Genomic DNA, 14095 nt, shown 5'->3' with positions numbered 1-14095 from the left:
GGCGCTGGACTAAACAAAGGCCCCCTTTTAGGGGGCTCACACAAAGCCACCTTCTTTAGAAGGTGGTAATTTACTTTTTAGCGTATCTGCTGCCTATCTAAAAAGTATTGCTCAAGATCCAAGTTGTCACTTTTATTACGGATGACTTAACAGTTGGGCTCGTTCTTACTTTTCACTTAGTCGCTACTTTGTTCTCCTCGAATGTGGTTTGGTGCCCACATTCTAAATCCCGACATCTGAAAGCCACTTGAGTCTATAATTTTATTGAGCGTCATTCCTCACTTTTTGGACTATAAAAATGAGATAGTATTCATATCCCACTTAGGTTGCTTGACAGATTAGCAGGACGAACTTTGATAACAAAGAATACAAGGTATGCCATTTTACTCGGCTTAGTTCCCATCGCCATATTTGTAGTGGCCTTTCATTCGATAACCAACTTTTACGTCAACTCGGTAAAAGCGTCGAAAATAGATGCTTACGTAGATTATTTAAATCAAAGGTCTGCCTATTTGGACGGAGCAATAATGAAGCAGATTGCTCAGTTAGATTTTACTTGTAGTGATAGTGATGTAAGAACTTTACGCGACCCACGTTTTTATAACCGTTACATTCGTTTTATTGCGATGACCACAGAAGGCGGAAAAACGTGTTCCACGGTTGGTAGTGAAGTGTCTCGCCCATCTAGTAGTGAACGATTTCAGATGGATGAGAACTTTTTCGCATCACTTATTTTGCCGCAACAGAATGACCAAATAGAGTGGATGGTCATTTATGATAATGAACACGTTGAAGTCTTCTGGGTGCTTGATAACAGTTGGGTTAACGAGGTAATAAAAACGCCTTGCAAAGACTGCCTATTTGTAGAGTTTAAGTATGATGAACCAATATTTGGTGATTTAACGATAAGCCGTGGCAAAGCGAATATTGCAGGAGAAGAAAACGCACTCTCAAAAGAGTTTTTCTTTTCAGGAGAGTCTCAAGCCAACATGCTCATCAAGATATACAGCGGTGAAAAACTTAAAAATTATGCTCAGGAAAGAGTACTTTTGTGGGGCGGTCTTGTAAGTGTGCTTGCTGGTCTTGCGACTGCCTTTGCATACATATCTGGTAAAAGCTTGAGAAAATCCATTACTGGTCTAATTGAAAATGGGATTAGTAATGCAGAATTTATTCCTTACTACCAGGCGATTGTCGATAGTCGCGATGGTAAGACAGTAGGATACGAAGCTCTGATTCGATGGTTGCGGCGTGATGGAATGGTGCCACCAAATATGTTTATTGGTGCTGCAGAAGAAAGTGGCCTGATTATCCCGATGACCAATCAGCTTATTCGTAAAATCATACAAGACTTAAGTGACTTGCCCGAGCATACGTGGGTCAGCATCAATATTGTTTCCTCCCATTTAGAGTCAGGTGTATTAACGAAGTTGCTGTCGGAGTTAAATTGGCCAATCTCTAATAGAATTCATTTTGAGTTGACCGAGAGAATACCAGTAAAAGACACTGAGGCCGCGAAAAAAGAGATTTTGTATTTAACGAATAAAGGCTACAAGTTCAAAATTGACGATTTTGGTACCGGATATGGTGGCTTTTCTTACCTACAAGACTTGGGCATCCGATGTCTAAAAGTGGATAAGATGTTCATTGATCCAATAGGATCTGACGACCAAAAATTGAAAGTGCTGGACTCAATTGTGTCTGCAGCGAACAAAGCGGAATGTGAGATGATTGCAGAAGGTGTAGAGAGCCAGGCTCAAGTCGAATACCTGGCTCAGCATGCGATTTACCTTATTCAAGGTTATGTTTACGCTAAACCAGAGCCCCTGACTAACCTTGCAAGTGCTTAACATCTATAACGTCAACATCCCTCTTTAAAGGTGCCAGTTTCCTAGGGTAGCGCTGATTTTTGCTGATGGGCTCACACTTGAGGATTCCTAACACTCTCATTACTCCTAGAGTGTTAGGAATTAACGTTACTTAGGAGGAGAGTGCGGCTCTTTTCGTTTTGATTGACGTAATGAGCTGAGGTAGTAATGACATTACGATCATTCCCAGCATTAAGCTGTATTGCAGAGGAGTGAACGTTTCCCCCAATAGCAGTAGGCCCGAAACAATGCCTGCGACTGGGTTTGCAATACCACCAAAGGTAAAATCTACGACCGACATCCGCTGTAATAACCATACATACATGCCATACCCTAATGCGGTGTTCAGAATAATTACCCAAAGTAACCCTAGAATATTCGTCATGGATACGTCCTGAACGACCGTAGCATATGGCTCTGGATTGTTTATCGCCAGCACACTTGTTGCGATAGACATAATCACGCCACCCAAAATGAGCTGCCATGTTAACACTGTCCACCAGTGCATTTTTGTACCTAGTGACTTTGTTACGCTACTTCCTATCACGATGCACATAATGGCGGAGATCATCGCAAGTAAGCCCACGGGGTCGAGAGAAATAGAGCTAGGATCAAATAAGAACCAAGCTAAAGCAATCAAAGTTGCGCCGCTTATCGCTTGAATGCCACTAGGCTGACGTTTGTAGACCGCCCAACCAAACAGCATCGCAAAAACGGGGACCGAAACCATACCAACACCAGAGATGGCAGAAGGAAGCGTTAACGCCATGACAAAAATAAGACCAAAGAAGCAAGCGATGTTGATGGTTCCTAAAACAAGCAGCACCTTCCACTCACTTCTTTTTGGAAACGAGGGCTTTATTGCCAGCAACAAAAGACCCGCAGGCAGTGCCCTTAGAGCGCCAAGTAAAACGGGAGGCCAGTCCGGTAGAGTAAACTGAGTAACAGCGTAAGTCGTCCCCCAAAAAAAGGCAGGAATCATCGCAAGTAAAATGTTCATGTTAAATATCTTTATGTAGAGATAATTAAATGTAACGATATCGGCAAGGTGGCTTTTTGTAAAGTATCTTTATGTTAAAATAAAAAATATATGATGTTTGGAGAGAAATAATGGATGCAATTGATAGAGTGGTAGAGCAGTGGGCTAGGGAGAAGCCAGACCTCGACACTGAACCGATGGCAATAATGGGTCGACTAATGCGAATTGCAAAACACATGGAATCTAGGGTCGCCGAGCTACATAAGAAGTACGATCTGAAAATGGGTGAATTTGATGTGTTAGCGACACTGCGTCGAGCTGGTTCACCATATTGTCTTACTCCTTCAGCGTTAATAGAGTCGATGATGCTCACTTCGGGTGCGATGACCAATCGCTTAGATAAACTTGAGAAGAAAGGGTTTATTACCAGAACCCATAGTAAAGAAGACCGACGTAGCGTCACCGTTGAACTAACAGAGCAAGGCTTAACCTTAATTGACAAGCTAATTTTGGAGCATGTAGACGTTCAGCAATCGTTATTGCATGGTCTAGAAGGCAATGAAAAAGCGCAGGTTAACCAGGCGTTAAAATTGCTATTGCCACAATTTGAGTGAGAACGCAGAAGGAGGTAGGGGATATGAAAAGCAAAGAACTAGAACAATACTTAAGTACCTTCATGTGTGCAGAAAGTGATTTCCCATTTGGGCCTGAAGCGGTTGTATACAAAATCAAAGGCAAGATGTTTGCCATCATTGCAGAGAGAAACGGTCGGGAGTATGTCAGCGTAAAAGTAAAACCAGAAGATGGAGAAGTCTTAACGTCGCAGTTTACGGACATTATCCCGGGTTATCACTTAAATAAGCGTCATTGGATAACGGTTTATTTTAACGGTGATGTCGAGGATGGGTTGATTCAAGACTTGTGTGAACGCTCTTATGCTCTTGTCGTTGCCAAGCTGCCGAAAGCACAACGAGCGTTGCTTGGTGAGTAATCGGCAACGCACTGGCCTCTGTTGTTTTGTCGCTCGTTGCTCGTAGTCTTTACGGAAAAATTCGCACCTTTTTCATCCTCGGGCTATATAAGAATAAGAAGGTGGAAAAGGGGAATGATATGCGAGCATTATCTGAATGGCTAAAAGAATACGGGGAGAGTCACCAAAACCCTATCAACCAAAAGATTCACACAATCGCAGTTCCAGGTATTTACCTTTCTGTGGTTGGACTTATTTGGTCGATTCCCCAGATTTCATTATTAGGCTTCGAACTTAATTGGGTTTGGGTAGCGGTGATCCCCACTTGGGTTTTCTATTTTCGTTTGTCTCTGAGCGTATTCATGATGATGATCGGCTACACATTAGCGTGCATTGGCCTTATTTGGTTTCTAGAGGTATTGATGTTGCCCGTTCTGCATATTTCTATGCTCTTGTTTGGTGTATTGTGGATATTGCAATTTATCGGTCACAAGATTGAAGGTAAAAAACCGTCGTTTTTTGAGGATTTACAGTTTCTACTCATCGGCCCGATTTGGGTGTTCAGAAAACACTAGCGATAAGCAAAATCAGGCATCATCCGAATGACACAAGACATATAACGTTCAGAGATTATGTAGCTCTTACTACAGAATACCTCTCATTCTTATTGCCACGACAAGCATTCACTTTAGATACGCACTATGATTAAAGAGGTGCCAACGCACTTTACGCTATCGAGATACTTAAACTTACGGCAAGTTTACTTTAGGGGGATGAATGTACGACCGACAATATAAATATGCCTATTGGAGAGAAGAGCGTAAAAAAGGCAAATGGCACTATATATTAAAGTCCTTCTTTATGATTTGTTGTGCATTACTGCTTGGTAAAGTCATCGGTTTGTTCATTTTTGGAGAGCTGCATTCTTTAAGCGACATTTGGGAACAACTCCCAGCGGATGTTTTTATTATGATGCTCGTGGGCTTTCCAATTAGTGTCCTTGGTTGGTACCACGAAGAGTCAAAGTTTTTCCGGGCACTGCGACGCAAAGAAAAGCGGTTAAAAGGCAATCAAAATAAACCGAAATAGAGTAACCTTTGTCTCTGTTTGGATTGCCACTTACCTATCTGATCGATTCTATCCCTTCCAGTTGTTTAGCGTTTAGTTACGTGTTGCAAAAAGCCTTCTTAATACAACAAACAGCCCCCAGTGTTGTGGAAGTTGGTACTGTAAGAAACATTAAAAAACGAAGTTGAGCATTAGCGTATAAAGGCTCGCACTGTCATCCTTTGGGGCTGATGAAAACGCGCCAGAGCTATTATTGTAGGCGTTGAACCTTTGCCATTCTGCGTTTAGGGAAACGTTGTAATCTAGGTCGTATCTCAATCCGAGTAAGAAACTGTCTCCACTTTTTTTATCCCGACTATTAAACTGCTGACCGTAAACAATATAAGGAGTCAGCTTGTTTACATTATAACTTGTTGTCGCGTACCAAGATGAGGAAAGATTGCTGGTCTGTCCTTCTGCCATAATCACAATGTTATCGAGCTCGTATCTTAACCCTAGAGAGAACAGATCGATCGTGTTGTTTTTTTCTGTTTCAACTAGACGGTCAATGATTGTGGTTCCGCCACCGGGAGTGGACTGCTCAATGTTAGAGAGCGTCGTTGTTTGATCATAATCGCCGTGGAGGTAGGAAAAATTCCAACGATAGCTCTCTCCGCTTAGCGTTAAGTTCATCCCTGCAGTATTGTTTGACTCAATTTCCAATTCAGTACGTTCATTGATGGTTACGTCACTATTGTCTTTAAACCCGACAAACGGCATGGCAGTAAGTACGACTTGCTCATTGAGGTCATGAATCCAGCGTGCAGATAGGCCGTTATAAGCCGTGATACCTAGAATGCTGTCATATACCTCATTCGGTGGGCGGGCTTGGGTAAAAGCGTGGCCGACATAGTTGTACTCAGACATCAAAAACAGTGGCAGTCTTAAGCGTCCTCCTCGTATTTCTATGTTTTGATAGGTATAAGCCAAATACGCCCACTCGAGCTGAGGCGAGCTCCAATGGTCTTGCGGGCGCTTTACGACTTGTGCGGATGCCCGAAATGCCTTGTGAAAATAATCGAGCTGCATGCCGAAAGTGGTATCGCAATCGAAACAAGATTCATCGCCAATAAAGCGGTTAACTAGTAACGTAGTTGGGTTATCGGATTTTGCCCACGAAGTAGAGCCAAAACCACTTAAAGAAAGTTGTTCTGTTAGTTCAATCGTGGCTGAGCTCGGAAAGGTCGCGATACTCAGCGATAACATGGTTAAATATTTTTTCATATCAGTTCTCCGAGCTAACCACACATAAAACATGAGCATTACTAGGGACGCTCGATGTTGGGGCATAACCAATTCTATTCGGCTTCTCTTGCATCCATGCTATGAGGTCATCAATGCTGGAGCGTGCAATCACTTTTGGCGGTCTAGCTTTACCTGAAAAAGACAAGCTTGCCCAATGCGCGTTCATTTGCGCTAAATTTTTGTTGAGAAGATAACGATAGAACTCAGCTCTTTCTGTTGATGTCGCAGGCCAGTCAGAGAGTTCAATTCGCTGGCCTTGTAAAAGTTGCGTCTTCCCTCTGTACAACTTTCGCGCTTTATTGACAGTGAGCGGAGAGAATTCGTCATTAAATGAGAAAACGGCGTAGCTCTCTGCAGCGAGAGCTTGGCAATTTAATGAAAGAAGGGCAATCAGAATGAACAGATAGCGTTTTATGTAACGCAAAGGAAAAGCAACGCGAGAATGATTTCTACTCATAGAATCCACCTACATTGCTTGTTCAATTTGATACAACAGTTTTTCTTTGCGCACAGGCTTTGGTACGTAGGCATCCATTCCTGAATCAAAGCAGCGTTGAATATCATCATCAACGACGCTTGCTGTTAATGCGATAATGGGCGTCTTAGCTAATCCTTTACTCGCTTCATAAGCTCTAATTTGCCTAGAAGCTTCAAACCCATCCATTATGGGCATCATGCAATCCATCAAAATAACATCAAACTTTCCATCTTTTTGGAACATTTCGACTGCAATTTGTCCGTTTTCTGCGACTTCGAATTGATAGCCTGCTTTAGATAGCAATAGAGAAGCCACTTTCTGGTTCACTCTATTATCTTCGACAAGCAAGATGCGTTCGGAGCGAATAGGCGTTACCGTTGCTTCTGGTTGCTCAGAACTTGCAGGTAGTTCATGAGTTTTATCGGGGGTGGTGTTCTCTTGGTGTGGTTCAGCAGGCGTCGTGTTGGAAACACGTAACCCAATTGCCTTATCTAACTTCTCTTTAAGCAACCCTGCTTTAAACGGTTTGGGCACATAGTCATCCATTCCAACGTCAAAGCATTTTTGTATATCGTCATCGACCACACTTGCCGTTAGAGCAATAATCGGAATTCTGAAAGCGCGTTTTTCTTTTACTTCTATTTGACGAATTATTTGGGTGGCTTCAAATCCATCCATTACGGGCATCATGCAGTCCATTAAAATTAGGCTGTATTGATTCTGTTGAAATTTCTCAACCGCTTCTTGTCCGTTTACAGCGACATCAAAGTCGAAGCCAGCTTTTGTGACGTGTAGCCCCGCGATTTTTTGATTGACCGTATTGTCATCAACGACCAAAATTTTCGGCAGAGATTTAACATGTTGCGCTGAAGTGCTCTCTTGTTGTGCGTGCGAGAAATTTGCCGCACAACTTTCAAGTGCTTTAATTAAGCGCTGCCCTAGTAGTGGCTGAGTGACCAAGGCGCTGATACTGTTTCTAAAGTCGAATTGTGGGCTATGAAGGTGCTTGATGAGGCAGACACGAATGTTTCGTTTACAAAGGCTTTCTATCTCATCGATATGCATCGCCGCTGCATTTGGTGATGCTTCTACATGAATAACGATAACGCGCTCGTTATCAATCCACGTTGGCAACGCACTTAAGGTATCTACTGACTGCGTTATATTGATGTTGAAAAAACTTAACTCGTTACGCAGTTTTTGTTCTAGTTGAGTACTGCTGCATACAATCCATATATCGTTGTGATTCAGAGCGTGATAAGCGTTAAACTCTTGCGTCACAACAGGTGCAGTTAGTTCAAAGAAGAAGCGACTGCCTTTACCTTTCTCGGATTCAAGTTGAATTTCTCCACCCATTAGCTCAACTAATTGCGTGCTAATGGCAAGCCCAAGTCCAGTTCCCCCAAATTGTCGGGTAGTAGAGTTATCCTCTTGGGCAAATGGAGCAAATATTTTCTTTTGCTGCTGGGCATCAATACCAATCCCAGAATCTTTAACGGAAAACTCGATGACCGCTTCACCATTTTTTATTTCGCGGGTGATGACCGATAGCTCTACACTGCCTTGTTCGGTAAATTTTACCGCGTTAGACATGAAGTTCATGACAACTTGGCGTATACGATGGTCATCCAACATTACGTGGTAAGGCGTGTTACGGCTAATGTTGACTTGCACATCGATGCCTTTTTCCTTTGCTTTCGGTGAAATGATAGAAGCAATGTCATAGATAGACTCTCGAACACAAGTTGAATGTGGGCTAATGAGCAACATCCCAGATTCAATTTTTGAGAAGTCTAGAACGTCATTAATTAAACTCAAAAGCAGTTGGGAGGAGGTTTCAATCGTGTCGACGTAATCGCGTTGTGTGGCAGTCAGGGAAGTATCGGATAAGACTTCAGAGATACCAATAACGCCATTTAGCGGCGTGCGGATCTCGTGGGACATGTTGGCCAAAAAGCTACTTTTGGCTTTACTCGCCTTAATTGCATCATCTTTTGCTTGTTCTGCATCTTCTTTAGCTTGTGTGAGCTTTAGTCTGGACAACATCCGCTCATCACTAAGCTTTTTTACCTCTCGAGCAAACTTACTCAGCTCGTCTTTACCCTTTATTAGTTGAGCAAGAGGTGAATTTTCAGTGTTACTTTGTTCATTGCTTTCGTTACTGAGAAATTTGAGGACTAGATTCAAGTTTCCAGTAACTTTTCGCACCAATCTTAGCGTTAAACTTACGACCAACAGCGTTAAAAGGCTCATCATTGCGATAAAGGTAAAGCGGTGCTGTGTCGTCGTGTTGATTGTCTTTGATATATCATCACTCAGCTGTTGTTCCATTTTGTCGTCAACACTTTGTAATAACGATAAGCGTTTGTTGAGTGCAGATAACCCCGCATCAATCTCATCCGGGGTTAATGATTTGAGTTGAGCTGGTTGCAATAAATAAGCACGAAACTCTTGGCTTTTGATAAAGACTTCACCCGTAAACGTCTCAATGAGCAGATCTACTTGTTGTTGATTGGCATTTAGCGTCACAAAACGCTCTAGAAATAGTTGTTGGTTCTGGATTAAAGATTGGATAGAAGCCTGTGTTGTGAGGTCATACTCGTTATTTTCCTCTGAAGATCGAATCAAATATTCGCTTAATCTATGCTCTTCAGTGGACCAAAACATCAACCATTCAAGTTGCATCAAAGAAGAAAGGTGAGTGTTTGTTTCATAACTCACATTTCTAAAATAGACTTTGTCTAAGCTCATGAGGATTTCTTTGAACGTATCAGCGCGCCACTCTGCCGCATCTAACTTTTCTTCTTGATTTTGCGAAGAGAGCATCGAGAGGGTTGCTTCCTCAAAGCTTGTCAACTGGTTTAGTATCTCAGCGTTTTCACCGAATACTGGTGCAGCGGTGTCGCGTAACAATTGAGATATCTGCTGAGTTTTTAGTTGCTTATCTATTAAATCAGGGTTATTCGGTAGGTGATAAAGCGAAGATACGCGGTCGACGTAGACAGAGAATAACTGTGCTTTTTGTAGTTCCTGAGCCTGGATAGAAAGGCTTTGTACATGTTTACCCGCGAGGACAAGCAACAATAAAATTGGCAGCAAAACCAACCCAAATAGCTTTTGTTTTACCGACAGGTTGTTCCAAGAAAAGATTCCTACCACGCGCATTTCCATATCCAAGAAGTTGATATGAAAAGTGTAGTTTATTTATCTCAGATGTTAGATTTTAAGAGAAAATTCATATTAATGAGGTGGGGGAAGTGTGACCGATATTGCATTACGAGTACTAACGCGCTAAGCGGCAATAGTTAACAAAACGGCGTTCTAAGCAAAGTGATTGACGCTTTGAGCGCCACTCCCTCGTTGGTATTCAAATGCAATCAATTCCTCGGCAGGTACAGGTCTACCTAAGAAAAAACCTTGTACGACGTCACAGTGGAGAGACTCCATTCGTGTGAGTTGAGTTTGAGTTTCTACGCCTTCGGCTACTACTTTCATTCTTAGGTTGTGAGCCATGGATACAATCGCGCGAACTAATGAATCGTCTTGATCGCTTTTTCGGATTTGAGCGATAAATGAACGATCAATCTTGAGCCCGTCAAAAGCCATATGTTGTAGGTAGGCAAGGGCTGAATACCCCGTACCAAAGTCATCTAGCCAAACTTCCACTCCGATACTTTGTAGTTTTTTAAGCACATATTGAGCTTTCTCTGTATCATCAATAAAAAGTGACTCTGTCACTTCAACATGAATGGTTTGAGGGGCGACATCATGTCGTCGTAAATACTTAGAAAATAATTGACTTAAATCTTGGCGATAGATTTGTCTTGGGGACAAGTTTAGTGCAATGTGAAAATCAGTACCGAAATGTTCTGCCCACATTGCCCGCTGAGCAACTGCCGTCTCAATGATATGTTCTCCAAGCTCCAATATTAAATCACTTTGTTCTGCGATCGGGATAAACGATTCTGGACTGATATAACCTTTCTCGGGATGATTCCACCTAACCAATGCTTCGACCCCAATTAGGCGATAGGTTTTTAGATCAAATTGTGGTTGATACCACAGCTCGAATTGAGACAAATCACGTACTGAACGACGCAGTTCTCGTTCTATGTATAAACGTTGTTTAATCGTTTCATCAAACGTGGAATCGTATATCGTCATAATGTCTTTACCGCGTCTTTTGGATTCCTGCGCCGCAAGAGAAGAAAGCTGTAAAAGAGACTCAGCGTTTGAACCAAATTCTGGATACACAGCAATTCCGAGGCTTGCCGTAATTTGAATATCGTTCTCTTCCAAACTAAAGGGAGAGAGTAGTTGGCGATGAATATCGTGCGCTTTTTCTGTAGCTTCATGATTGTCCGAGCACGGAAAGGCCAGTACAAATTCATCCGCACCTACTCGACTTACGATGGTAGAAAGGCGGTAAAGCGGCTTAAAATAACTCGGCAAACGGCCTTGAAGCTCTGAGGCAAGATGGCCTAGCAATTTATCCCCAATGTTATGTCCATAGTTATCGTTAATGTGCTTAAAGTCATCCAAGTCAATAAACACAACCGCGAGTGAGGGGGATTTGTGGTCAGTTATTTGCGTTTGAATATCAATGAGTAACTTTTCTCGGTTTGGCAGGGAAGTCAGAATATCGTGGTACGCCATGAACTCAACTCGGCTGGTGTATCGGTTCACTTTGTTTGACATTTTGTTGTACGCCGAAATAAGTTCTCCCACTTCATCTTTGCTTTGTATGTCGGTGACTGGCAGCGCTTGGGTATTTGACTCTGAAAATTGATCTTTTAGTTGCTTGAGTGGCTTAGTTAACGACCGCCCCAAAACATAAGCGATGATGCTACCGAATAGAACGGATATCCCACTGATCGTTAGCAGCAAGTTAAACATCTTCTGTTTATCGTTTGAGGTAATCGCTTGGACTTGTTCAATGTTCTGTTCTTTTTCTTCCAGTAGATGTATCAAGTTAAGCTCAAGATATACCGCCCCAAGAGTTATGTTTGATTGCTGAATCGGCGCTGCGATCTCCAACTGATGCTTGGAAAAGGAAACGAGAGTTCTGGATTCTTTTATTGCTTTCAAAATAAAAGGAGAGCGGTAATGAGGTTGGGCAAACATCCTTAGCTGAGTAGTGCCGTCGTGAAAGATTAGCCCTTCATTGTCAACAACATGTATTTTCGATACATCTGGCTGGCTCAATGTTGCCTTAATTTGCTCATACGCTTGACTGATATTGTCTGTATAGAGTGGATCAAAAAGCTGTTTTGATAATAGCTCTGCATAAACCAACCCTTTTTGCTTAACGTAAGATTCTGTTTTTTCTTGAGAGTTGTTCGTGATTTGTTGAGTTAAGCTATTTGAATACGCATCGTAACCGTGCATGTATAACGCAAGATTTATCACCACAACAAACAAGACAACGAACATTGTCGAGCAAATGTACTTGGTTTCGAGTGAGAGCTTTTGAAACATCAATCCACCTTCGGTAATAAGTGAACTGACTTGCGCACTGTACTTAAGGAGGCTCGCATTTCTGGAGTAAGCGCGCTGAATTTTTTGGTGTTCTGAAACTTTTTAAGTGCGAGAGAGCCTTCGTGAGTTGTATCCATATCAAGCAGTATGGACGTGATTTTACGTTGTTGCTCTAGGCTCATGCTTGGAGAAGCGAGAATCAAATCCCTGGGTATTTCAACAGAACGAGAAAAAATCGCTAGTTTGTCTTTCATGTTCTCTGGCAAATCTTTGGGATTGTTCCAGTTGAAGTTACTGAATGCTCCTGCTGCAACTCTCTGTTTATATACCCATACAGATAGGTTGATTTCATTTGACTGAGCGAGTTGCTCATCAAGGAATAAATAACCAATACTGTCTTTGGCCGGTTTGTCATCAGGCGAGGGAAGGTATTGCAGTTTTTCTCCGTGGTTCAGCAATGTAATCGCAGGTAGGTAATAGCTGCTGGTAGACGTGCGCTTTTCGAAAACAAGCGTTTTTCCGCGCAGGTCAGAAAATGACTCAATGCCACTCTCTTTATTAGTAAAGAACACCGTATGATATTTTTGCAGGCCTTTTTTCCATCGTATAGCAAGAACTTGGCTATTAGACTCCTTTTCTAAGGTCATCGCATTAAAGGGGGTCGCCGTTGCAATTTGAACGGTGCCATTTTCAAGCGCAACCGCGAGCTGACGATAATTTTTAAATACCTTTACCGCCCCTTTTGCGTAACCATATTCAGTCATATTTTCAGTTACATACTGAGTAAGGGGCGTCGCTTTTTTGATTTTGCTTTGGGCTTTATTGGACACAATGCCAAATGTGAATGTTTTCTCAATATTTTCTTGTGCACTGACGACAAAAGGTGAACTCAGCAAAGTGAGTAATAACAGAGTGCAGGCAGGTTTCATCCGGCTTCAACTTCCTTCTGGTGCATGTCAGTAATATTTAGTATTTATCAATGTGCCGAAATCAACCTTAAAAACAGTATGATGTACAAATTTCGTTGTGTGCGCACTTATTATAATGTGACTTGGTCACTTATTCCGTTCAAATAGTACCGAATTTGACGTTTATGTACAGGATGAATGTATCACCGTGAGTCTGAATTCACTGGATTCTTGGTCAAGCGCTGTATTGGCTGTGAGCTAATGCGCCTTATGTATCGCTATTTTGTACTAAGAAAATTTTTCCAATTGTTTTTGATACTTTTTCTCGAGAGCTTCATTGCCTGCTGCACGTTCAAGTTGAATCATGAGTTGCAAAGAGGGCTTCTTCACGCCATACATTTGATTGAATCTCATTAATCGAATTCTAGCTTCAGTATAATCACCGCTATCAATTTCTATTTTAGCGAGTTGCAAAATCGATTTTGGTCTATGAGGGTCATGATCGATAGCTCTAGTAAAGTAGTATCTCGCTTTGTCTTTATCTTGTGATTTTAGCGCACAAAAAGCTGCATTCTCATAGCTTGCTGGAATAAGGTAGTAATAAGGCTGCTCAATGGCTCGATTAAACATCTGATCGGCTTTTTCGAAGTCACCTCGCTTGCAAAGAAAAGTACCGTAGTTATTGAGCACATTTCCGTTTTTAGTGTGTTGGCGTAGAGAGCGTTTATACATCTGTTCGGCTTTAATATCTTCACCAACCGTTTCGTAGTAGTGAGCCATAGATAATTGCGCGCGATAGTATTGAGGTGCGTGGTTTAAGGCTTGTTGTAAGTTATCATGCGCGCGAATCATGTTACCGCCGTCTAAATAACCTAAGCCAAGTGCGATACGTGATTCTGCCATTGCCACAGGATCGGCTTTAACGACAGGGCTTCCATCTTCTTTCACCGTCACGCAACCCACGAGTGCAAACTGAGACAATAATATTAGTGCACCGAGCTTTGCTGTTTTCATTCTTTATCCCTACATCCCTGAATCTTTCTGCATGATATGAATTACTTA

At 42.1% G+C, this 14095-nt stretch carries 12 protein-coding genes; 5 read left to right on the top strand and 7 right to left on the bottom strand.

Annotation, left to right across the window (positions count from 1 at the left end; genetic code table 11):
- Positions 1–527 precede the first annotated feature (527 nt).
- Positions 528–1850 carry an EAL domain-containing protein gene (locus tag R7E38_RS11385; protein WP_226083646.1) on the top strand — a complete coding sequence of 441 codons (1323 nt, stop codon included), beginning with the start codon at positions 528–530 and terminating at the stop codon, positions 1848–1850.
- Between the two features lie 130 nt (positions 1851–1980).
- Here the strand turns inward: R7E38_RS11385 and R7E38_RS11380 are convergent, their stop codons facing one another.
- Entirely contained in the window at positions 1981–2868 is an 888-nt protein-coding gene (locus R7E38_RS11380) for a DMT family transporter (RefSeq protein ID WP_213961178.1), read from the bottom strand.
- A gap of 110 nt (positions 2869–2978) precedes the next feature.
- On the opposite strand from R7E38_RS11380, the gene R7E38_RS11375 reads away from it, so the two are divergent.
- The 4 genes from R7E38_RS11375 (at position 2979) to R7E38_RS11360 (ending at position 4906) form a co-directional block, all read left to right on the top strand.
- Positions 2979–3461 carry a MarR family winged helix-turn-helix transcriptional regulator gene (locus R7E38_RS11375; protein WP_053350391.1) on the top strand — a complete coding sequence of 161 codons (483 nt, stop codon included), beginning with the start codon at positions 2979–2981 and terminating at the stop codon, positions 3459–3461.
- Positions 3462–3484: 23 nt separating this feature from the next.
- A complete protein-coding gene (locus R7E38_RS11370; protein WP_005377801.1) occupies positions 3485–3838 on the top strand; it encodes an MmcQ/YjbR family DNA-binding protein in 354 nt (117 codons plus the stop codon).
- A 119-nt stretch (positions 3839–3957) separates the two neighbouring features.
- Positions 3958–4392: a DUF962 domain-containing protein gene (locus tag R7E38_RS11365; RefSeq protein ID WP_226083645.1), complete on the top strand. Its 435-nt coding sequence runs from the start codon at positions 3958–3960 to the stop codon at positions 4390–4392.
- A 202-nt stretch (positions 4393–4594) separates the two neighbouring features.
- Positions 4595–4906 (top strand): hypothetical protein, encoded by a 312-nt coding sequence (locus tag R7E38_RS11360; RefSeq protein ID WP_005377799.1) that lies wholly within the window; start codon positions 4595–4597, stop codon positions 4904–4906.
- Positions 4907–5056: 150 nt separating this feature from the next.
- On the opposite strand, the gene R7E38_RS11355 is transcribed toward R7E38_RS11360, so the two are convergent.
- The 6 genes from R7E38_RS11355 to pilW all read right to left on the bottom strand — a co-directional run bounded on the left by R7E38_RS11355 (position 5057) and on the right by pilW (position 14047).
- Positions 5057–6148 carry a hypothetical protein gene (locus R7E38_RS11355; protein ID WP_025766727.1) on the bottom strand — a complete coding sequence of 364 codons (1092 nt, stop codon included), beginning with the start codon at positions 6146–6148 and terminating at the stop codon, positions 5057–5059.
- A 1-nt stretch (position 6149) separates the two neighbouring features.
- A complete protein-coding gene (locus R7E38_RS11350; protein ID WP_017633987.1) occupies positions 6150–6626 on the bottom strand; it encodes a hypothetical protein in 477 nt (158 codons plus the stop codon).
- A 9-nt stretch (positions 6627–6635) separates the two neighbouring features.
- Positions 6636–9812, bottom strand: coding sequence for a response regulator (locus R7E38_RS11345; protein WP_213903512.1), 3177 nt, complete (start codon positions 9810–9812; stop codon positions 6636–6638).
- Between the two features lie 156 nt (positions 9813–9968).
- Positions 9969–12125 carry a GGDEF domain-containing phosphodiesterase gene (locus R7E38_RS11340; protein WP_226083644.1) on the bottom strand — a complete coding sequence of 719 codons (2157 nt, stop codon included), beginning with the start codon at positions 12123–12125 and terminating at the stop codon, positions 9969–9971.
- On the bottom strand, positions 12125–13054 hold the full coding sequence (locus R7E38_RS11335) for a phosphate/phosphite/phosphonate ABC transporter substrate-binding protein (protein ID WP_226083643.1): 930 nt from the start codon (positions 13052–13054) through the stop codon (positions 12125–12127). Before R7E38_RS11335 ends, R7E38_RS11340 begins: the two co-directional genes overlap by 1 nt.
- A gap of 267 nt (positions 13055–13321) precedes the next feature.
- A complete protein-coding gene (pilW, locus tag R7E38_RS11330; protein WP_017820928.1) occupies positions 13322–14047 on the bottom strand; it encodes a type IV pilus biogenesis/stability protein PilW in 726 nt (241 codons plus the stop codon).
- Positions 14048–14095: the final 48 nt, after the last annotated feature.

This window comes from Vibrio sp. Vb2131 (genome assembly GCF_033338535.1).
GTDB classification, from domain to species: Bacteria; Pseudomonadota; Gammaproteobacteria; order Enterobacterales; family Vibrionaceae; genus Vibrio; species Vibrio alginolyticus.
The sequence above is the reverse complement of the archived record's forward strand: the minus strand, read 5'-3'. Positions and strand labels throughout refer to the sequence as shown.

What these genes read in the sequence shown, in the direction of transcription:
- R7E38_RS11355 (WP_025766727.1), bottom strand. Translation starts at nt 6,148, where the DNA reads ATGAAAAAATATTTAACCATGTTATCGCTGAGTATCGCGACCTTTCCG.
- R7E38_RS11380 (WP_213961178.1), bottom strand. Translation starts at nt 2,868, where the DNA reads ATGAACATTTTACTTGCGATGATTCCTGCCTTTTTTTGGGGGACGACT.
- pilW (WP_017820928.1), bottom strand. Translation starts at nt 14,047, where the DNA reads ATGAAAACAGCAAAGCTCGGTGCACTAATATTATTGTCTCAGTTTGCA.
- R7E38_RS11335 (WP_226083643.1), bottom strand. Translation starts at nt 13,054, where the DNA reads ATGAAACCTGCCTGCACTCTGTTATTACTCACTTTGCTGAGTTCACCT.
- R7E38_RS11340 (WP_226083644.1), bottom strand. Translation starts at nt 12,125, where the DNA reads ATGTTTCAAAAGCTCTCACTCGAAACCAAGTACATTTGCTCGACAATG.
- R7E38_RS11365 (WP_226083645.1), top strand. Translation starts at nt 3,958, where the DNA reads ATGCGAGCATTATCTGAATGGCTAAAAGAATACGGGGAGAGTCACCAA.
- R7E38_RS11375 (WP_053350391.1), top strand. Translation starts at nt 2,979, where the DNA reads ATGGATGCAATTGATAGAGTGGTAGAGCAGTGGGCTAGGGAGAAGCCA.
- R7E38_RS11370 (WP_005377801.1), top strand. Translation starts at nt 3,485, where the DNA reads ATGAAAAGCAAAGAACTAGAACAATACTTAAGTACCTTCATGTGTGCA.
- R7E38_RS11350 (WP_017633987.1), bottom strand. Translation starts at nt 6,626, where the DNA reads ATGAGTAGAAATCATTCTCGCGTTGCTTTTCCTTTGCGTTACATAAAA.
- R7E38_RS11345 (WP_213903512.1), bottom strand. Translation starts at nt 9,812, where the DNA reads ATGCGCGTGGTAGGAATCTTTTCTTGGAACAACCTGTCGGTAAAACAA.
- R7E38_RS11360 (WP_005377799.1), top strand. Translation starts at nt 4,595, where the DNA reads ATGTACGACCGACAATATAAATATGCCTATTGGAGAGAAGAGCGTAAA.
- R7E38_RS11385 (WP_226083646.1), top strand. Translation starts at nt 528, where the DNA reads ATGAAGCAGATTGCTCAGTTAGATTTTACTTGTAGTGATAGTGATGTA.